The organism is Paraburkholderia sp. JPY419 (assembly GCF_050435705.1).
GTDB lineage: Bacteria > Pseudomonadota > Gammaproteobacteria > Burkholderiales > Burkholderiaceae > Paraburkholderia > Paraburkholderia youngii.
In genome coordinates this window covers 2133112-2152901 of sequence record NZ_JBNDKV010000002.1, presented here as the reverse complement: position 1 = coordinate 2152901, position 19790 = coordinate 2133112, and the positions used below count along the sequence as shown (strand labels likewise).

General features: G+C 65.4%; 18 protein-coding genes. 6 read left to right on the top strand and 12 right to left on the bottom strand.

From position 1 onward, the window contains the following. Positions 1–23: 23 nt before the first annotated feature. The 4 genes from QFZ91_RS15900 to QFZ91_RS15885 form a co-directional block, all read right to left on the bottom strand. Positions 24–1256 carry a multifunctional CCA addition/repair protein gene (locus QFZ91_RS15900; RefSeq protein WP_368611249.1) on the bottom strand — a complete coding sequence of 411 codons (1233 nt, stop codon included), beginning with the start codon at positions 1254–1256 and terminating at the stop codon, positions 24–26. Next, on the bottom strand, positions 1253–1906 hold the full coding sequence (locus QFZ91_RS15895; protein ID WP_429567783.1) for a glutathione S-transferase family protein: 654 nt from the start codon (positions 1904–1906) through the stop codon (positions 1253–1255). The genes QFZ91_RS15900 and QFZ91_RS15895 overlap by 4 nt, the downstream gene beginning before the upstream one ends. 29 nt (positions 1907–1935) lie before the next feature. Continuing rightward, positions 1936–2889 carry a complex I NDUFA9 subunit family protein gene (locus tag QFZ91_RS15890; protein WP_176380101.1) on the bottom strand — a complete coding sequence of 318 codons (954 nt, stop codon included), beginning with the start codon at positions 2887–2889 and terminating at the stop codon, positions 1936–1938. A gap of 82 nt (positions 2890–2971) precedes the next feature. After that, the gene (locus tag QFZ91_RS15885) at positions 2972–4939 is read right to left on the bottom strand and encodes a transglycosylase SLT domain-containing protein (protein WP_429567782.1); all 1968 of its coding nucleotides are present in this window, start codon (positions 4937–4939) and stop codon (positions 2972–2974) included. Positions 4940–5016: 77 nt separating this feature from the next. On the opposite strand from QFZ91_RS15885, the gene QFZ91_RS15880 reads away from it, so the two are divergent. Then, the gene (locus tag QFZ91_RS15880; protein WP_429567781.1) at positions 5017–5559 is read left to right on the top strand and encodes a 5-formyltetrahydrofolate cyclo-ligase; all 543 of its coding nucleotides are present in this window, start codon (positions 5017–5019) and stop codon (positions 5557–5559) included. 50 nt (positions 5560–5609) lie between these two features. Here QFZ91_RS15880 and QFZ91_RS15875 read toward each other — a convergent pair whose 3' ends face one another. Further along, positions 5610–6122 (bottom strand): winged helix DNA-binding protein, encoded by a 513-nt coding sequence (locus QFZ91_RS15875; RefSeq protein ID WP_018432558.1) that lies wholly within the window; start codon positions 6120–6122, stop codon positions 5610–5612. Positions 6123–6332: 210 nt separating this feature from the next. Between QFZ91_RS15875 and pxpB the strand changes: the two genes are divergently transcribed. The 5 genes from pxpB (at position 6333) to QFZ91_RS15850 (ending at position 10740) form a co-directional block, all read left to right on the top strand. Further along, complete coding sequence (gene pxpB, locus QFZ91_RS15870; protein ID WP_429567780.1) at positions 6333–6986, top strand: 5-oxoprolinase subunit PxpB; 654 nt, start codon at positions 6333–6335, stop codon at positions 6984–6986. Continuing rightward, positions 6983–8035: a biotin-dependent carboxyltransferase family protein gene (locus QFZ91_RS15865; RefSeq protein WP_429567779.1), complete on the top strand. Its 1053-nt coding sequence runs from the start codon at positions 6983–6985 to the stop codon at positions 8033–8035. The genes pxpB and QFZ91_RS15865 overlap by 4 nt, the downstream gene beginning before the upstream one ends. 20 nt (positions 8036–8055) lie before the next feature. Further along, complete coding sequence (pxpA, locus tag QFZ91_RS15860) at positions 8056–8808, top strand: 5-oxoprolinase subunit PxpA (protein WP_429567778.1); 753 nt, start codon at positions 8056–8058, stop codon at positions 8806–8808. Positions 8809–9013: 205 nt separating this feature from the next. Beyond that, a complete protein-coding gene (locus tag QFZ91_RS15855) occupies positions 9014–9787 on the top strand; it encodes a DUF969 domain-containing protein (protein ID WP_429567777.1) in 774 nt (257 codons plus the stop codon). Next, positions 9784–10740: a DUF979 domain-containing protein gene (locus tag QFZ91_RS15850; protein ID WP_176110042.1), complete on the top strand. Its 957-nt coding sequence runs from the start codon at positions 9784–9786 to the stop codon at positions 10738–10740. The genes QFZ91_RS15855 and QFZ91_RS15850 overlap by 4 nt, the downstream gene beginning before the upstream one ends. Before the next feature lie 65 nt (positions 10741–10805). Here the strand turns inward: QFZ91_RS15850 and QFZ91_RS15845 are convergent, their stop codons facing one another. The 7 genes from QFZ91_RS15845 to QFZ91_RS15815 form a co-directional block, all read right to left on the bottom strand. Continuing rightward, entirely contained in the window at positions 10806–11891 is a 1086-nt protein-coding gene (locus QFZ91_RS15845) for a TraB/GumN family protein (RefSeq protein ID WP_429567776.1), read from the bottom strand. A gap of 167 nt (positions 11892–12058) precedes the next feature. Next, complete coding sequence (locus QFZ91_RS15840; protein WP_429567775.1) at positions 12059–13078, bottom strand: peptide ABC transporter ATP-binding protein; 1020 nt, start codon at positions 13076–13078, stop codon at positions 12059–12061. After that, positions 13075–14079, bottom strand: coding sequence for an ABC transporter ATP-binding protein (locus tag QFZ91_RS15835; RefSeq protein WP_176124543.1), 1005 nt, complete (start codon positions 14077–14079; stop codon positions 13075–13077). Before QFZ91_RS15835 ends, QFZ91_RS15840 begins: the two co-directional genes overlap by 4 nt. Positions 14080–14081: 2 nt before the next feature. Then, entirely contained in the window at positions 14082–14999 is a 918-nt protein-coding gene (locus QFZ91_RS15830; RefSeq protein ID WP_176367735.1) for an ABC transporter permease subunit, read from the bottom strand. Between the two features lie 8 nt (positions 15000–15007). Continuing rightward, the gene (locus QFZ91_RS15825) at positions 15008–16018 is read right to left on the bottom strand and encodes an ABC transporter permease subunit (protein ID WP_176110037.1); all 1011 of its coding nucleotides are present in this window, start codon (positions 16016–16018) and stop codon (positions 15008–15010) included. A gap of 140 nt (positions 16019–16158) precedes the next feature. After that, entirely contained in the window at positions 16159–17790 is a 1632-nt protein-coding gene (locus tag QFZ91_RS15820; RefSeq protein ID WP_429567774.1) for an ABC transporter substrate-binding protein, read from the bottom strand. A gap of 203 nt (positions 17791–17993) precedes the next feature. Continuing rightward, entirely contained in the window at positions 17994–19637 is a 1644-nt protein-coding gene (locus tag QFZ91_RS15815; protein WP_176110678.1) for an ABC transporter substrate-binding protein, read from the bottom strand. Between the last annotated feature and the right edge of the window lie 153 nt (positions 19638–19790).

The window sequence follows — 19790 nt, the reverse complement described above, 5'->3', positions numbered from 1 at the left end:
CGCAGCTTCACGTTAGCACCGCTTCAGGCAAGCGCCGCTTGCACCGCGCGCACCCGCTCCTCATGCACGGCGTCCTTGATGCCGGCCGGTGCATCGGCGAGCCGCTTGGCCACCGCTCCCGCATCCACGCCTCGCGCGGCCACCAGCGCCACCCTCAGCCGCTCGGCCTGCGGGTACTCGCTCATCTCGAGGCCGAGCCGCCCGCGCGCATCGGACTCGCAGGCCTGCAGCGCCTCGGCGAAGCGCGCCGGCTTCCTGATCGCGTCGCTGCGCTCGAGCAGGCGCACCAGTGCCGCCGCCCCCATCTCCATCACGCGATGAATGTTGCCGTGCTCGCGCGCGACCAGCATCGCCAGATCGCGGCATTCATTTGGCACGCGCAGCCGCTCGCACAGCGGCTTCAGCAGATCGACGCTGCGGCCCTCGTGGCCGATGTGCCGCGGCAGTTGCTCCTCGGGCGTGGTCGCCTTGCCGAGGTCGTGCGTCAGCGCCGCGAAGCGCACCGGCAGCGTGTAGCCCTGCTGCGCGGCATGGTCCAGCACCATCATCACGTGAACACCGGTATCGACTTCGGGGTGATAGTCGGCGCGCTGCGGCACGCCGAACAACGCATCGATCTCCGGCAGAATCCGCGCGAGCGCGCCGCAGTCGCGCAGCACGTCGAACATCCGCGACGGCTTCTTCTCCATCAGTCCGCGCGATACTTCCTGCCACACGCGCTCGGCCACCAGTGCATCGGCTTCACCGTCGGCGACCATCTCGCGCATCAGCGCCAGCGTTTCCGGCGCGACCGTGAAATCGACGAAGCGCGCCGCGAAACGCGCGATGCGCAGAATCCGCACCGGATCTTCGAGGAACGCATCGCTGACATGGCGAAAGAGCCGCGCTTGCAAGTCAGCCTGGCCGTTGAACGGATCGATGACGGGGCCGGTCAGCGCACCGTCCGGGCGCACCTCGCGCGCCATCGCGTTGATCGTCAGATCGCGGCGCGCGAGGTCTTCTTCGAGCGTCACGTCGGGCGCATAAAAAAACTGGAAGCCGTGATAACCGGCCGCCGTCTTGCGCTCGGTGCGCGCGAGCGCGTACTCCTCGTGCGTCTGCGGATGCAGGAATACCGGAAAGTCCTTGCCCACCGGCCGATAGCCCTGCGCGACCATCTGCTCGGGCGTCGCGCCCACCACCACATAGTCGCGGTCCTGCACCGGTACGCCGAGCAGCTCGTCGCGGACCGCGCCACCTACTGCATAGATATTCATGGGCATTCGTCTTGATAGGCGATCGCGTGCGTTTCACGGCGCGAGGCATCGATCCATGCGTTGACCGCGGGCAGCTTGGTAAGCCGCTCGACATAGGCGACCGAGGTCTCCGACAACGCCGGCTTCCACGTGTTGAAGCGCATTGCGACCGGCGCGTACATCGCGTCGGCAATGCCGAATTCGCCGAACAGGAACGGACCGCCGTAGGTGTCGAGGCAGTCGCGCCAGATCGTCTCGATCCGCGCGATGTCGGCGAGCGCGCCCGGCGTCGCGTTCTTGCCCGGGAACGACGCACGGATGTTCATCCACATCTTCGAGCGCAATTCGCCGAAGCCCGAATGCATCTCGGCGCTGACGCTGCGCGCATGTGCGCGCGCCGCCGCCTCACGCGGCCACAGCGCGTGTTGGGCAAAGCGCTCGGCGAGCGTTTCGGCGATCGCGAGCGAATCCCACACGGCCTGCCCCGCGTCGTCGATCAGGCACGGCACCTTGCCCGGTCCGCGCGGTGCCTGAGCGCGGATCTTCGCATTCGTGTCCGCTTCGTTGAGCAGGATCAGTTCCTCGTCGAACGGAATGCCGAAGTGCGTGAGCAGCAGCCACGGACGCATCGACCACGACGAATAGTTCTTGTCACCAATCAGCAGTTTCATGCTTGTTATCAGGGAATGGGAAAAAGGTTTCAGCGCCCCGCGCTGGCGCGGAACGTGTCGAGTCGCGAACCCGAGGCCGCGCCGGTCAGATACGTCGGCACGATCGCTTCGATGCTGACCGGTTCGAGTCCGAGCTCCGGCGCGAGCGGCCCGCTCAGAATATTGGCGACCTTCATCGAATCGAGATTGTCGCGCGAAATCACCGGTTCGCCCGGCGCCAATTCGAAGCTCAGCGCCTGCAGCCGCGCGAGCGGCTCGGGCAGACGGATGATGCGCGCATGCTTGCCGATCACGTCGCCACAATACGACACCAGGTCTTCGAGCGTATAGACGGTCGGGCCGCCGAGCTCGTAGGTGCGGCCGCCCGCGCCATCCATATCGAGCACGTTGACGATCGCCTTCGCGACGTCGCCGACATAGACCGGCTGGAATTGCGCGTCCGGCATCGCGAGCGGGATGGCCGGAAACACGCGCTGCAAAAACGCGAACTTGTTCAGAAACGCGTCCTCGGGACCGAACACGACGGACGGCCGGAAGATCGTCCACGCGACATTCGCCGCATGCACCGCCTTCTCGCCGTCACCCTTCGAGCGCGCATACATGCTCGGGCCGCTCGGATTGGCGCCGAGCGCGCTCAGATGAATCAGCCGATGAACACCCTTGCCTTCGCAGGCGGCGACGATTCGCGTCGGCAACTCGACGTGCGCATGCGCGAACTCCCGTCCATAAGGCTTGCCGCGTTTGCCGTTCAGGATACCGACGAGGTTGATCACGCAATCCGCGCCTTCGACGAAGCGCGCGAGCTGCACCGGATCGAACACGTCGGTTTCGAGCACGTCGATCGGCAGCATGGTCAGATGGCGCGCGTTGTAGCGTCGCCGCGTGGCGACGCGCACATCCTTGCCCATTTCGACGAGCGAGTTGACGAGGTAGCTGCCGATGAACCCGGAGCCGCCGATGACCGCGATAGCTTGATGTCGCATTTTTCGACTCCCTGATGGAAGCCGCGGCAACGGCTGGCGAAGCGCGCCGCAACCTCGAAACGAGATTGCGGCGGCAAGGCGCTTACGGTGCGATGTAACCTAGGCGCGCCTTCAGCGATTGCGGACGGCCTTCAAACAATGCCGCGTAGTAGACCGTGTTGGACAGCACATTCTTAACGTAGTCGCGAGTTTCCTGGAACGGAATCGCCTCGGCGAACACCGCGCCTTCGACCGGGCGCTGCAGCGACTGCCGCCAGTTGCGCGGACGGCCCGGACCTGCGTTGTAGCCAGCGGTGGCCAGCACGGCGGACCCGTCGAACTGATTGTAGATCATCGCCAGGTAGTTCGTGCCGAGCAGGATATTGGTGTTGATGTCGTTCATCTGCTCGCGCGAGAGCGGGCCCAGACCGATTTTCTTCGCGACCAGTTGCGCGGTGGCGGGCATCAGCTGCATCAGTCCGCCCGCGCCGACATCCGAGCGCGCGTTGATGATGAAGCGCGACTCCTGGCGAATCAGCCCGTACGCCCACTCGACGTCGAGCCCGCTCGACTGCGCGTCCTGCTCGACGATGTTGCGGAACGGCGATAGATAGCGCAGCGAAAAATCATGCTCGCTCTTCGTGCGGTCCGCAGTGTTGACGGTGCGGTCGTACAGCTCGATGCGGCGCGCGTACTCGGCGGCCGCCAGCAGTTGCCGGTCGGTCATGCCGCGCAGCGGCCAGTTCCACTCGCGATTGCCTTCGAGCCGCAGATTCAGCGCATAGAAGCGCTGCGCCAGATCGAAGCCCGGCGTGGTGCCGGCCTGCTGCACTTCGGCATCGGTGACCGTGGTTTTCGGCGGCACGGTGATGTTCTGGCCGAGCTCTTCGAGCGCAAGCTGGCCGTAGAAGTTGAAGTTCGACGCGATCGACTGGAACTCCTGGTTGGCCGTGGCCGTGTCGCCGGCCTGCTTCAGCGCGCGTGCGTGCCAGTACACCCACGACGGCTGCTTGCGCAGCGATTCGGGCATCTGCTCGATCGACCACCGCACCATGTTCCAGTCGCCGGCGAGCAGCGCGCTGCGCGTGCGCCATTCATACGCGGGATTCGATAGCGGTGCGTTCGCCGACAGCCGGAACCAGTCGACTGCGGCAGGCATCTGCTTGAGCGCGCCCTGATAGCCGATCGTGCCCCAGCCGATCGCGCGCTCCGGCGAATTCAGCGACGGCGCGACCGATGCGAACGTTGCCGCGGCCATGGCCGGATCGTTGCGCGCCATGCGCGTGATCGCGAGCAGCGCCAGCTGATGCGATTGCGCATCCGCTCCGACGCTGCGCGCGAGCAAGAGCGGCGGCGTATCGACCGCCTGGCCGAACAGCACCGGGTCGGGCGGCGGGTCGCCGAGCGCGTCGACGAGCTTGCTGCCGGTGCTCGTGTAGTTCTGCTCGTACGCGAGACGGATTTGCGCCCAGATGTCGTCGGCGCTGAACTGGCGGTTCACGCCGAGCACCGTGATCAGATCGACGCAGCCGTCGCCGTACCACTTCGGCTCGACGAGCAGCGCGCGCGCCGCGTCCGCGACGTTCTCGCCGCGCGACGCGCGCGATTCGAGCGCGTAGCACTTGACCTGAGTGTCGTCGTCGAGCACGAACTTCGCGTACTGCTGGTCGAAGTTGCGCCAGTCATGGCGCGTACCGAGCACGGTCAGATAGTCGTTGCGCATGCGATCGGCGATCGCCTGGCCGTCGTACTTCTGCAGGAACGCGAGCACGGGCGCGTCCGGTGCGTCGATGCGCGCATGGCCGGTCGAATCGAACAGCTGCGGCTTGATCTGGAAGTACTCCAGATACGAGGGCGCCGGATAATTCGGGATCATGCTCGCGAGCTGGGCTGCGCGCGCTGCGTCGTTAGTGCGCGCGGCTTCGCGAAGCTGGACGAAAATCTGGTCGTCGTTCGTGAGTTGGGAGATCGGGAGAGGCTTGACGGCCGAGGCAGTACTGCAGGCCACGAGTGCCGCTGCGGCCAGCGCGATACCGGCCGCGCGATATACTCGAAAAAGGCGTTTTGACATCGTTGTTTCTGGAGCGCGAATTGGACCCAAGCATAGCATGCAACCCTGTCCCCGCAACCAAAAAGGCGCTGCGCCGGATGTTGCTGGAAAGCCGTCTGCAAGCGGCTTCCGAGCCGTCGAAGAATGCTGCGCTCGGGCGTCGAATGCTCGACGCGCTGAAACACTACGCGGTACGCAGCGCCGGATTCTACTGGCCGCTCGTCGGCGAGTTCGACGCGCGCGGCGCGATCGGGATCTGGCTCGCCGCGGATTCGCATCACGAAGCCAGTCTGCCAATCATTAAAGAACGTGGCATGGCACTCGAATTCCATGCGTGGACGCCCGCGACGCCGATGAAAATCGGCCATCACAAGATTGCCGAGCCCACTTCGGGGCGCGTCGTGCTGCCCGAGCTGCTGTTCGTGCCCTGCGTGGGTTTCGACTCGGACGGCTATCGCCTCGGCTACGGCGGCGGCTATTACGACCGCACGCTGGCCGGCTGGCCGGCCGCGCACAAGCCGATCACGGTCGGCATCGCGTACGAAGCATGCCGCACCGACACGCTGGAGCGTGAGGCGCACGACATTCCGCTCGATCTGATCGTGACCGAAGCGGGGTTTCATCCGGCGCTGCCGGACTGAACGCGCGATGCGCGGCGTGTGACGCGCGACGTTTGCGCGCTATTTCGTCGTTATAGCGAAGCGGCCGCGCGCGCCGCCGTGTCGTACAGCCCCGACGCATTGCGCATCAACTGCGCGGCCTCGCCGATCTGCTGGTTGGTCAGGCCGCTTTCCTTGAGCGTCGAGATCAGGCAGTTCTCACGCACCTCACGATACTTCAGGCATAGCTCGCGGCCCGCTTCGGTTGCGGAAAAAAACACTTCCTTGCCGGTCTTTTCGCTTTTTACGTACCCTCTAGCTACGAGCTTTTTCAACGCGTAAGTCGCGACGTGCGTGTCTTCGATGTTCAGCACGAAGCAGATGTCCGCGAGCTTCTTGCGGCGCTCGCGATGGCTCACGTGGTGCAGCAGCGACACCTCGATCGCGGTCATGTCCTTGTCGCCGGCCGCCGACATGCAGCGCACCATCCAGCGGTTGAACGCATTGCCCGCCATGATCAGCGCGTATTCGAGCTCGGACAGCTCCGCGCTGCTCTCGGAGACGAGGTGTTCAGACGAAACGATCTTGGTGGGATGACGCGTCATACGAGGTTCCCGTGACGAATTGGGAGGGAAAAGTGTCGCAAGTGTACGACGATGCCCCGTCGCCGACGAGCCTGGCAGAAACGCTTATTGATAAATCGTCAATATTTTATTGATAATGTACGCTCGAAACGTCGCCGACTCCATGCCGGATATGCGCCAACGTACCGCGCTGGCCGGCTTATTTTCCGACTCGATCCGGGCCGCCCACTCATGAGCCAACCACGAATCTTTCCGCTCGGCGATAGCGCGCTCGTCTGCGAAGCGCCCCCGCCGGCCACACTGTCGTGCCAGCAGCGCGTGTGGGCCGCCGCTGAAGCCGCGCGCGACTGGCCGCAGGTGCTCGAAGTGGTGCCCGGCATGAACAATCTGACGCTCGTGTTCGACCCGCTCGCGACCGACGCCGACGCGCTCGGCAAGCAGTTGCTGTCGGCCTGGAACGCAGCGGAAGAAGCCGCCGCGCCAACACGCGACGTCGAAATTCCGGTGCAGTACGGCGGCGCATTCGGCCCCGATCTGCAGGCGGTCGCCGAACATACGGGCTTGAGCGCGCGAGAGGTCGTCGAGCGTCATGCGGGCGGCGCCTACGTGGTGTTCTTTCTCGGCTTTCAGCCCGGCTTCGCCTATATGGGTGGGCTCGACGCGGCGCTGCACACGCCGCGCCGCGCGTCGCCACGGCTCGAAGTGCCGGCGGGCTCGGTCGGCATCGGCGGCGAGCAGACCGGCATCTATCCGGCGGTGTCGCCGGGCGGCTGGCAGCTGATCGGCCGCACCGAGGTGCCGCTGTTCGACCCGGCGCGCCGCCCGCCCACCCTGCTGCAGCCCGGCGACCGGGTGCGCTTCACGATCGCGGGGATGCACGCATGATCGACGTGATCCGCGCGGGTCTCCAGACCACGATCCAGGACCTCGGCCGCCACGGCTACCGGCATCTCGGTATCGCGATGAGTGGTGCGCTCGACCGGTTGTCGCTCGAAGTCGGCAACCGGCTGGTCGGCAATCGCCCCGATGCGGCCGGCCTCGAAATCACCTTCGGCCCGACCGTGCTGCGCTTTCTGCGCGCAACGCGCGTCGCGATCGCCGGCCCCGACTTCGGCTCGACGCTCGACGGCAAGCCGGTCTTTTCATGGTGGAGCCTGCCCGTGCAGGCCGGCCAGGAACTCGTGCTGAACGCGGCGAAGCGCGGCATGCGCGGTTATGTGTGCGTGGCGGGCGGCATCGACGTACTGCCGATGCTCGGCTCGCGCAGCACCGATCTCGCCGGTCGTTTCGGCGGACTCGGCGGCCGCGCGCTCAACGATGGCGACCGTCTGCCGGTCGGCGCGCCGCCGCAGCGCGGCCATCTCGGCTTCGCGCCGGAAGCGCCCGCGTTCGGCGTGAAGGCGCCCACATGGTGCAAATTCGTGCTCGTCCCCGAGCCGCTGCGGCGCGGCCGGCATCCGTCGGGCGTGCCGTGGGCGGTACCGATCCGCGTGCTGCGCGGCCCCGAATACGACAGCTTCACCACGGATGCGCAGCAGTCGTTCTGGTCCGACGAGTGGCTCGTCACGCCGAACAGCAACCGCATGGGCTACCGCCTCGCCGGCACGGAACTCAAACGCACGCACAAGACCGATCTGCTGTCGCACGCTGTGCTGCCCGGCACGATCCAGGTGCCGCCGAACGGTCAGCCGATCGTGCTGATGAGCGACGCGCAGACCACCGGCGGCTATCCGAAGATCGGCGCGGTGATCCAGGCCGATCTGTGGAAGCTCGCGCAGGTGCGCCTGAACGCGGCGGTCCGTTTCATCCCGACGACGCCCTACGAGGCGCGCCAGGCTTTGCTGGAAGAGCGCACGTATCTGCGGCAGATCGATGCCGCGATCGCGATGCATGAAGAGCGTTGCACGCGCCAGGCGGCGCTCGCGGCGCTGTAACGGTGAGAAAAGGAATCCCCATGGAAATCGATCTGAACGCCGATCTCGGCGAAGGCTGCGGCTCCGACGAGGCGCTGCTCGACCTCGTGAGCTCGGCCAACATCGCATGCGGCTGGCATGCGGGCGGGCCCAACGCGATGCGCGACTGCGTGCGCTGGGCCGTGCAGAAAGGCGTGTCGATCGGCGCGCATCCGAGCTTCAACGATCCGGAGAATTTCGGCCGCAAGGAAATGGATCTGCCGGCGGGCGAGATCTACGCGGGCGTGCTGTATCAGCTCGGCGCGCTGTCGGCGATCGCGCAGGCCGAGGGCGGACGCATCGCGCATGTGAAGCCGCACGGCGCGCTGTACAACCAGGCCGCGCGCGATGCGAAGATCGCCGACGCGATCGTCTCCGCGGTGCACGACTTCGATCCGTCGGTGGCGGTGTTCGCGCTCGCCAACAGCGGGCTCGTCAGTGCCGCGCGCAACGCGGGCCTGACCGCGATCGAGGAAGTGTTCGCCGACCGCGGTTATCGCGCCGACGGCTCGCTGGTGCCGCGCAAGGAGCCGGGCGCGCTGCTCGAGGACGAGGACGAAGTGCTCGCGCGCACGCTTACGATGATCCGCGAGCAACGCGTGAAGGCCGTCGACGGACAGTGGGTGCCGCTGAAGGCGCAAACCATCTGCCTGCACGGCGACGGCCCGCACGCGCTCGCGTTCGCGCGACGCATTCGCGCCGCGCTCGCCGACGCCGGCATCGAAGTGCGCCCGGCGGGCGTTGCGCGCGTCTGAGCGTTCGCATCGCCACCGTGCACACCGCGCGCGGTGATGCCCGCTGCAAGCCCGCCGATGCCGACGCACGCGCATCCGCGGGGCAGGTAAAGAGAGTTCGACGCGGCCGCAGAGCCGCGGCAGCACGCCGGCGCATGGGCCGCATGCGCCGGTTCACGTCAGCCGCCACCCGCGGCGAAGTTGCATAACCTCTTTGGAGACCCTGATGCAGACAACCGTCAGTCTATGGCCGCTCATCGGTGTGGCCGTCATCATCGTTGGCTTTCTGTTGCGCTTCAATCCGATGCTGATCGTGGCCGTGGCCGCGATCATCACCGGTTTCGCCGCGCATTTCCCGCCGGAAAAAATCCTCGCGCTGATCGGCACCGGCTTCATCAAGACGCGCAACATCCCGCTGATCATCCTGTTGCCGCTCGCGGTGATCGGCCTGCTCGAACGACATGGCCTGCGCGAGCGTGCGCAGGCATGGATCAGCGGCATCAAGGCGGCGACCGCCGGGCGTCTGTTGATCGTCTATCTGGCCGTGCGCGAGCTGACCGCCGCGGTCGGCCTGACCGGGCTCGGCGGCCATCCGCAGATGGTGCGTCCGCTGATCGCGCCGATGGCCGAGGGCGCGACCGAGAACCGCTTCGGCAAGATCAGCGACGCGGTGCGCTTCCGGCTGCGCGCGTTCTCGGCCGCAACCGACAACGTCGGGCTCTTTTTCGGTGAGGACATCTTCGTCGCGTTCGGCGCGATCGTGCTGATGACGACCTTCCTGAAGGAAGCGGGCATCGTCGTGGAGCCGATTCACGTTGCGGTGTGGGGCATTCCGACCGCAATCAGCGCGTTCATCGTGCATGGCTTCCGGCTCTGGCTGCTCGACCGGTGGCTCGAGCGTGAATTGCGCGGCAAGGTGTCGGGCGGTACTTCGAGCGCGAAAGCGACTGTCAAATCGAAACCGTCGTCGGCCACGCGTGCTACCGGAGACGAAGCATGACCTTCACGATCACCTATCTGTTCTGGTTGCTCGGCATCGTGCTGCTGATCGTCGGCGGCATGATTGTTACGGACCGCCAGCATCCGCGCCGCTTCACCGCGGGCGGCTTCTGGATTCTTTACGCGCTGATCTTCCTGATCGGCGACCGGCTGCCGCCGGCCGTGGTCGGCGTCGCGGTGATCGCGATGGCGCTGATCGCGGGCTTCGGCGGCGTCACCGCGGGCAAGCCGAAGACGCTGTCGCTCGAAGCGCGTCAAGCGAGCGCCGCGCGTCTGCGCAACAAGCTGTTCGTGCCCGCGCTGACGATTCCGGTCGTCACCGTGATCATCACGCTCGCGGCAAGCCATCTCGTGTTCGGCGGCGTGCCGCTGATCGAGAAGGCCAACGTCACGCTGATCGGCTTCGGCATCGGCTGCGTGATTGCGCTCGCGATCGCCTGCGTGATCACGCGCGACACGGTCGGTCAGTCGATGAAGGAGGCGCGCCGCCTCGTCGATGCGCTGTCGTGGGCCGCGGTGCTGCCGCAGATGCTCGGCATGCTCGGCCTCGTGTTCTCGGACGCGGGCGTCGGCAAGGCGGTCGCGCACGTGACCACGTCGTATATCAGCCTCGACTACCGCTTCGTCGCGGTGGCCGTGTACTGCATCGGCATGGCGTTGTTCACGATGGTGATGGGCAACGGCTTCGCGGCGTTTCCGGTGATGACGGGCGGCGTCGGGGTGCCGATCCTCGTCGGTGTATTCCACGGCAACCCGGCCGTGATGGCCGCGATCGGCATGTTCTCCGGCTACTGCGGCACGCTGATGACGCCGATGGCCGCGAACTTCAACATGGTGCCGGTCGCGCTGCTCGAATTACCCGACAAGAATGCGGTGATCAAGGCGCAGATTCCGACGGCGTTGACGCTGCTGGTGATCAATATTTTTCTGCTCAATTTCTTGATGTTTCTGTAGCGCTGCTGACAAGCGCGTCGCTCAGAGAAGCGGCGCGTGAAAAGACGCGAGCGGTCTTGCGTCGCTCACCCCGCCTCCACCACGAAGCCGTGCTGCCGCAACAGCTGCAGCACGCCCTTCGGTCCACCCAGATGGAGCGCGCCGATCGCGACGAACAGCGGCTTGTTCGGCGCGGCGAGCTGCAGCATCTTCGCGACGAAGCGGCGATTGCGCTCGTAGACGATCCGGTTGTCGATCGAATCGGAGATGCGGGGATCGCGCGCGAGCTTCTCCGATTTGGCGGCCTGCCACGCGGCGATCGCGTCGGCATCTCCGACCTGCCATAGCCGATGCAGCGTGCGCACGTCCTGGACGTTCTGCGCCGGCGTCTGCACCAGGTCCTGTGCGAGCATCTCACGCTGCTGCGCGGCCGACAGTCCGGTGAACGAACGCATCTGCTGTGCGAGCGTTTCGAGTCCGACGATCTTGCCGCGCGTCTTGAGATACACGTTCTGCAATTGCGCTTCGGTACCGTACTCAGTTTGCAGACCCGCTGACAGCGAGTCGTAGGTCTCGACGACCAGCGACGCAAGCCACGGCCGCATCTTCTTGATCGCATCGAGCGCGGCTGGGTTGCCGCGCAGCCGCAGCGCGAGCTTGTGCCACAGCGGCTCGGGCAGCAGGCCCGGCAGGCAGTCGTGCTTGCACACGCCGTACTTGGAGACGTCGTCCTGCGACACCAGCAGTTCGTCGGGCGACAGTTCGAGCGCGAGTGTCGGCGACGCGGCGAGCGCCGCGAGGATCGGCGCGCGGAACGGCTGCGCCGCCGGATAGTCGGCCGGATCGCCGACGTGCAGCGTGCCGAGCACATAGATGGTGATATTGCCGCGTGTCGCGACATAGAACGGCATGCGCGCCGGTTGCTGACGCACCGGTCCGCTCGCGGTGGTGCCAGGAACCGGGGGCGGCGCAATCGACGGCGGTGGCGTGGCCGGCACCGTAACCGCCGGTCGGGCCGCCTGCGCCGCCGGTGCTGGCGTATTCGCCGCCGCGCCGGCCGCGTCAGCGATGCCGGGCACGGCCGCGCCGACCGACAGCGCGCAGCCTACGCGCAAAAAAACGGACAACGACGCGGGAAGAAATACGGAGAACAAGGCGGCGCGCGAGCGCATCGACAAACGCGCGGAAAAACGTGCGAAAAAACTCGCTGAAGAAGCTTCCAGCAAATGCGCCGCAGGGCGCGGCGCCTCCCGACGCACGCGCCCCGCGGCGCCGCGCGAAGGCGGCTATCCCGCCGCCCTCACACAAGCGGCGCGCAACACGACGCGCCGCCACCCCATCAGGCATCCACGTCCCCCACCTCTTCGGCGCGGTGACACGAGACGAGGCGCCCATCCACTTCACGCAGCTTCGGCACCTCACTGCGGCAACGATCGATCACGTACGGGCAGCGCTGATGGAACGTGCAGCCCGACGGCGGATTCAGCGGCGACGGCATTTCGCCTTGCAGCTTGATCTTGATCGTGCGGTCCGCCTCGAAGATCGACGGGGTCGCCGACATCAGCGCGCGAGTGTACGGATGGCGCGGGTGCGAGAAGATGCGCTTCTTGTCGCCGAGCTCGGCGACGCCGCCGAAGTACATGACCATCACGTCGTCGGCGATATGCTCGACCACCGACAGGTTGTGCGAGATGAACACGTAGCTCGTCTTGAACTCGTCCTGCAGGTCCATGAACAGGTTCAGGATCTGCGCCTGGATCGACACGTCGAGCGCTGAGACCGGTTCGTCGGCGACGACGATCTGCGGATCGAGGATCATCGCGCGCGCGATCGCGACCCGCTGGCGCTGGCCGCCGGAGAACATGTGCGGATAGCGCTTCGCGTGCTCGGGCCGCAGGCCGACCGTGCGCATCATCTGCGCGATGCGCGCGGTGCGCTCGGTCGCGCTCATCTGCGTGTTGATCGCGAGCGGTTCGCCTAGCGTTTGCTCGACGGTCTTGCGCGGATTGAGCGACGCAAACGGGTTCTGGAACACCATCTGCACGCGCCGCCTTAGCGCGGCGATCTTCTCGCGACTCGCGCCGGCCACGTCCTCGCCATCGATCAGCAGGCGGCCCGCGCTCGGCGTTTCGATCATCGTCAGCTGACGTGCGAGCGTCGACTTGCCGCAGCCGGACTCGCCGACCACCGCCAGCGTCTTGCCGCGTTCGAGCGCGAACGACACGCCGTTCAGCGCCTTCACCGTGCCGTGCGCGAACATGCCGCGCTTGACGTCGTAGTAGCGTGCGAGCTGATCGGCGACGAGCACGTGATCGCCAGTACGATCCGACTGGCGACGGGTTTCGGGTACTGCGCTCATCGGGCGCCTCCTTGCGTGTGAACGTTGGCGTCCTTCTCGAGGTTCAGCGGTTTGATGCAGCGCACGCGCGTGAACTCGGGGTGAGCGGGCAGCGCAGCGAGCGCGGGGCGCGCCTTCATGCAGTCGTCGACCACGTACTTGCAGCGCGGCGCGAACAGGCAGCCCTTGGGCCGGTCGTCGCGGCCCGGCACCATGCCCGGTAGCGCCGCGAGCCGCACCGCGCCCACGTTGTGCTCGGGAATCGCGGCCAGCAGCGCTTCCGTGTACGGATGATGAGGCGCGGCAAAGATGTCGGGCACCTTGTTCGTCTCGATCACCTCGCCCGCGTACATCACGGCGACGCGCTGCGCGACCTCGGACACCACCGCCAGATCGTGAGAAATCAGCACGAGCGCCATGCCGCGTTCCTTCTGCAGGCGCATCAGCAGTTCCATGATCTGCGCCTGGATCGTCACGTCGAGCGCGGTGGTCGGCTCGTCGGCGATCAGCAGTTTCGGGTTGCAGGCGATCGCCATCGCGATCATCACGCGCTGGTTCATGCCGCCTGACATCTGATGCGGAAACGCGCCGATGCGGTTCTTCGCATCCGGAATGCCGACCTGGTCGAGCAGTTCGAGTGCGCGTTTGTCCAGCGCGCTGCCGCGCAAGCCTTCGTGCAGCTTCAGCACTTCCTTGATCTGATAGCCGACCGTGTAGCTCGGGTTCAGGCTCGTCAGCGCGTCCTGGAACACCATCGCGATGTCCTTGCCGATGATCTTGCGGCGTTCCTTCGCGGAGGCGTTCAGCAGGTTCTTGCCGTCGAACGTGATTTCGTCGGCGGTGACCTTGCCGGGCGCGTCGATCAGGCCCATCAGCGCCATCATCGTCACGCTCTTGCCCGAGCCCGATTCGCCGACCACGCCGAGCACTTCGCCCGGTGCGACGTCCAGATTGATGCGATCGACCGCGGGAAGGCCGCCGAAGTTGACCGCGAGGTTGCGGATGGTCAGTAGATTGCTCATGTTCAGGCCATCCGTTTCAGTTTGGGGTCGAGCGCGTCGCGCAGCCCGTCGCCGAGCAGGTTGATCGCAAGCACCGAGATCAGGATGGACAGGCCAGGCATCGTGACGATCCACCATGCGCTGTCGATGTAATCGCGCGCCGACGCGAGCATCGCGCCCCACTCCGCCGACGGCGGCTGCACGCCGAGGCCGAGGAAGCCGAGTGCGGCGGCATCGAGAATCGCCGACGAAAAGCCTAGAGTGGCCTGCACGATCAGCGGCGCGGTGCAGTTCGGCAGCACCTGCGAGAACATCAGCCGCAACGTGCCCGCACCGGCAACGCGCGAGGCGGTTACGTACTCCTTCTGCAATTCGCCTTGCGCGGACGCGCGCGTCAGACGCACATAGCCCGGCAGCGCGACGATCGCGATCGCGAGCATCGTGTTGACGAGACCCGGACCGATGATCGCGACCACCGCGACCGCGAGCAGCAGCGACGGCAGCGCGAGCAGCACGTCCATGATGCGCATGATCGGCGTGTCGGCCCATTTCTCGAAGAACGCGGCGATGAGCCCGAGCACGATGCCCGGAATCAGCGCGAGCACCACCGACACGAAGCCGATCCAGAACGACAACCGCGCGCCGTACATCAGACGCGAGAGGATGTCGCGGCCCGCTTCGTCGGTGCCGAGAATGAACTTCCAGTTGCCGCCGTCGAGCCACGCGGGCGGAATCTTCACGGAGTCGCGATACTGCTCGATCGGGCTATGCGGTGCGATCAGCGGCGCGAAGATCGCGATGAAGATCAGCACCAGCACGATGATGCCCGCGCCGACCGCGCCGCGGTTGCGCGAGAAGTTCGCCCAGAATTCGCGTGCCGCGATGGCGCGGCCGCTCGGTGGGGTGACCGCCTGGGGGACGGTGTTTTGAATGTCAGCCATGGTCGTGATTACCTCGTATGGCGAATGCGCGGGTTGAGCACGCCGTACAACAGATCGACGACGAGGTTCACGACGATCACCAGCGTCGCGATCAGCAGGATACCGCCCTGCACGACCGGATAATCGCGCCGGCCGATCGCATCGATCAGCCATTTGCCGATGCCCGGCCATGAAAACAGCGTTTCGGTCAGCACCGCGCCCGCAAGCAGTGTGCCGACCTGCAAACCAATCACGGTGACGACCGGAATCAGCGCATTGCGCAGCGCATGCACGACGATCACGCGTCCCGGCGACAGCCCCTTCGCGCGCGCGGTGCGGATGTAGTCCTCGCGCAGCACTTCGAGCATCGACGAGCGCGTCATGCGCGCGACGACCGCGAGCGGAATCGTGCCGAGCACGATCGCGGGGAGGATCAGGTGACTGAGCGCGGACGTGAACGCGCCTTCGTCGGTGGACATCAGCGAGTCGATCAGCATGAAGCCGGTCACGTGCGGAATGTCGTATTCGACCGCGATGCGGCCCGACACCGGCGTCAAGCCGAGCTTGACCGAGAACACCATGATGAGGATCAAGCCCCACCAGAAGATCGGCATCGAGTAGCCGGTCAGCGCGGTGCCCATCACGCCGTGATCGACCACCGTGCCGCGCCTCAGCGCCGCGAACACGCCCGCCGGCAGGCCGACGATCAGCGCGAACAGCATTGCGCAGAACGACAGTTCGACCGTGGCGGGAAAGCGCGCGAGGAATTCGCCCATCACGCTGGTGTTGGTGATGATCGAGGTGCCGAGGTTGCCGTGCAGGGCGCGGCCGATGTAGTGGAAGTACTGGATTGGCAGGGGCTCGTCGAGCCCGAGGCGGTGCATCGCGGCCGCGTGCATGGCCGGATCGACGCCGCGCTCGCCCATCATCACTTCGATGGGGTCGCCCGGGATCAGGTGAATCAGCGCGAACGCGAGGATGGTGATGCCGATGAACGTCGGTATCACCATGCCGATGCGGCGCAAAACGAAGCGGAACATGGTTCGCTCCTATGGTACTGGTGATGAAAAAACGCAACCGGCGACGAGGGCTCGTGACCCCGGTCGCCGGACCATTTCGACCAGTTTTCTAACCGTGCGAAAGCGTACTCTACTGCGGCGTACTGTGCGAACTTTACGAATTACTTGATGCTGACGCCGTCGAAGCGCGCGTAGCCAAGCGGTTCGATGCGCATGTCGACCACCTTCTTGCTGACCGGCTGATAGACGGTCGAGTGGGCGACCGGCGAGAACGGCAGTTGCTGCGCGAAGATATGCTGCGCGTCGCCGTAGATCTTCGTGCGCGTCGCCACGTCCGAGGTCGTGCGGCCCTTCTGGATCAGCTCGTCGAACGGCTTGTAGCACCACTTCGAGAAGTTGTTGCCGTTGATCGCCTCGCAGCCGAGCAGCGTGCCGAGCCAGTTGTCCGGATCGCCGTTGTCGCCGGTCCAGCCGATCAGCATCGAGTCCTGTTCGCCCGCGTGCGCGCGCTTGATGTACTCACCCCACTCGTACGTGACGATCTTCGCCTTCACGCCGATCTTCGCCCAGTCCGCCTGGATCATTTCCGCCATCAGGCGCGCGTTCGGGTTGTACGCGCGCTGCACGGGCATCGCCCACAGCGTGATGTCGAAGCCGTTCGGGTAGCCGGCCTTCGCGAGCAGATCCTTCGCCTTGGCCGAATCGTACGAGGCGGCCGGCAGGTTCTTGACGAACGACCATTGCGTCGGCGGCATCGGGTTCGTCGCGAGCTGGCCCGCGCCCTGGTAGACCGAGTCGATGATCGCCTTCTTGTTGATCGCCATGTCGAGCGCCTGACGCACTTCGAGCTTGTCGACCGGCTTGTGCGTCACGTTGTACGCGAGGTAGCCGAGGTTGAAGCCCGGCTGCGACGGCATGTCGATGTTCGGCTCGGCCTTCAGCGGCGCGATATCGGCCGGGCGCGGATAGCTCATCACCTGGCATTCGTCGCGCTTGATCTTCTGCACGCGCACGCCGGCGTCCGGCGTGATCGAGAAGATCAGCTTCGAGATCTTCACCGCGTTCGGCTTCCAGTATTCCGGATTGCCGTCGAAGCGGATCGTCGCGTCCTTCGTGTAGCTGCGGAAGATGAACGGACCGGTGCCGACCGGGAACTGATTGATATCGGCGGCCTTGCCTGCCTTCAGCAGCTGATCCGCATATTCGGCCGACAGGATCGACGCGTATTCCATCGCCAGATTCTGGATGAACGGCGCGTTGACTTCCTTCAGCGTGAACTTGACCGTGTACGGGTCGACCTTCTCGACGCTCGTGATCAGCTTGTCGAGGCCCATGTCGGTGAAGTACGGGAACTGCACCGGATACGCCTTGCGGAACGGCTGGTTCGGGTCGAGCATGCGCTGGAACGAGAACACCACGTCGTCCGCGTTGAATTCGCGCGTCGGCTTGAAGAACGAGGTGGTCTGGAACTTCACGCCGTGGCGCAGATGGAACGTGTAGGTCTTGCCATCGGGCGACACGTCCCACTTCTCGGCGAGGCCGGGCTCGACCTTGGTGCCGCCGCGCTCGAATTCGACGAGGCGGTTATAGACGGTGAACGTGTTGGCCGTGAAGTCGACGCCCGTCGTGTATTGGGCCGGATCGAAACCCGCGGGACTGCCTTCCGAGCAGTAGACGAGGGTTTTGTTCGGAATCCCAGCGGCCTGCGCGCTCGTGACGCCAAGCAGGGATGCCGCTGCGGCTGCGACGAGCGTAGACACACGCGCGACGCGCAACAGACTGTTTTGCTTCATGTTTCCTCCAGGTTCAGGGCCGGCTTGCGCCGGCGTAGCGGGATATTACTTGAGCTTGGGCCGGCCACCAAGCGGAGCAAAATCCCTCTGTTGACGATAGGAAACACTTCGTGCAAACGTTTTGCCGCGATACTGTCGCGGGCCGGACGGCCCGTTCGAGCCGCCCGGCGACGAAAGCGGCGCAAAAAGCGCGCCGCGTCCGCTTACTTCACCCCGACCTCCAGGAATTGCGTCGGTCCGAACGGATCGATCTTGAAGCCCGTCACGTTCTTGCTGATCGGCTGATACACGGTCGAATGCGCGATCGGCGTGAACGGCACCTGGTCCTTGAAGATTTCCTGAGCCTGGGTGTAGGCCTTCAGCCGATCGGGCATCTTAGTGGTGCTGCGGCCCTGCTTGATCAGGTCGTCGTAAGGCTTGTAGCACCACTTCGAGAAGTTGCTGCCGTTGACCGCGTCGCAGCCGAGCAACACGCCGAGCCAGTTGTCGGGGTCGCCGTAGTCGCCGGTCCAGCCGATCAGCATCGCCTGATGCTCGCCGGCGTGCGCGCGGCGGATGTACTCGCCCCACTCGTACGTGGCGATATTCACCTTGACGCCGATCTTCGCCCAGTCAGACTGCAGCATTTCGGCCATCAGGCGCGCGTTCGGGTTATACGGGCGCTGCACCGGCATCGCCCACAGCGTCAGCTCGAAGCCGTCGGGGTAGCCGGCCTCCTTCAGCAGCGCTTTCGCTTTGTCGACGTCGTACGGCGCGTCCTTCAGGCTCTTGTCGTAGCCCCATTGCGTCGGCGGCATCGGGTTGGTCGCGAGCTGGCCCGCACCCTGGTAGACCGCTTCGATGATCGCCTTCTTGTTGACCGACATGTCGAGCGCGCGGCGCACGAGCACGTTGTCGAGCGGCTTTTTGCTCGTGTTGTACGCGATATAGCCGAGGTTGAAGCCCACTTCGCTCGGCATCGCGAGCGAGCCATCGGCCTTCACGGTCGGAATGTCGGCCGGGCGCGGATACGACATCACCTGACATTCGCCGCGCTTCAGCTTTTGCAGGCGCACGGCCGGATCGACGGTGATCGCGAAGATCAGCTTGCCGACCTTCGCGACGCCCGGCTTCCAGTAGTCGGGATTGCCGTCGAAGCGGATCGTGTCGTCCTTCGTATAGCTGCGGAAGATGAACGGACCGGTGCCGACCGGGTACTGGTTGATGTCGGACGCCTTGCCCGCCTTCAGCAGCTGATCCGTGTATTCAGCCGACAGGATCGATGCGAACGGCATTGCGATCTGCTGCAGGAACGGTGCGTCGACTTCCTTCAGCGTGAAGCGCACCGTGTACGGATCGACCTTCTCGATTTTGGCGATGTTCTTCGCGAGACCGAGGTCGTTGAAGTACGGAAAATTGACCGGATACGCCTTGCGGAACGGATTCTCGGGATCGAGCATGCGCTCGAAGGTGAACACGACGTCGTCCGCGTTGAATTCGCGGGTCGGCTTGAAATACGACGTGGTCTGGAATTTGACGCCGCGGCGCAGATGGAACGTATAGGTGAGACCGTCGGGCGACACGTCCCACTTTTCGGCAAGTCCCGGCTCGATGTCCGTGCTGCCATGCGCAAATTCGACCAGCCGGTTATAGACCGTGTACGAGCCGGCGCTGAACTCGACGCTGGTCGTGTATTGCGCGGTATCGAAGCCCGCCGGGCTGCCTTCGGAGCAGAAAATCAGCGTCTTGTCGGGCAGCGAGGCCGCCTGCGACGCGGCGGGCGCGAGGCCGCTGGTGGCGACCGCGAGCGCGGCGAGAGCCGGCAGGCAGAACTGGTGAAGCGCGAACAGTCGGTGTGCCGCAGTCATTCTTGTCACTGTCATATCGTCCTCCGCACAGCAGCCGGGGTAGCTGCTTTTCGATGATAGACAGCCCAAAAATGAGCTTCAACAGGGACTTACCACGCTATTTGGGACAAATTCGAGACCCACGCCGGGGTGGCGGGGACCGCGCGGCCGTTG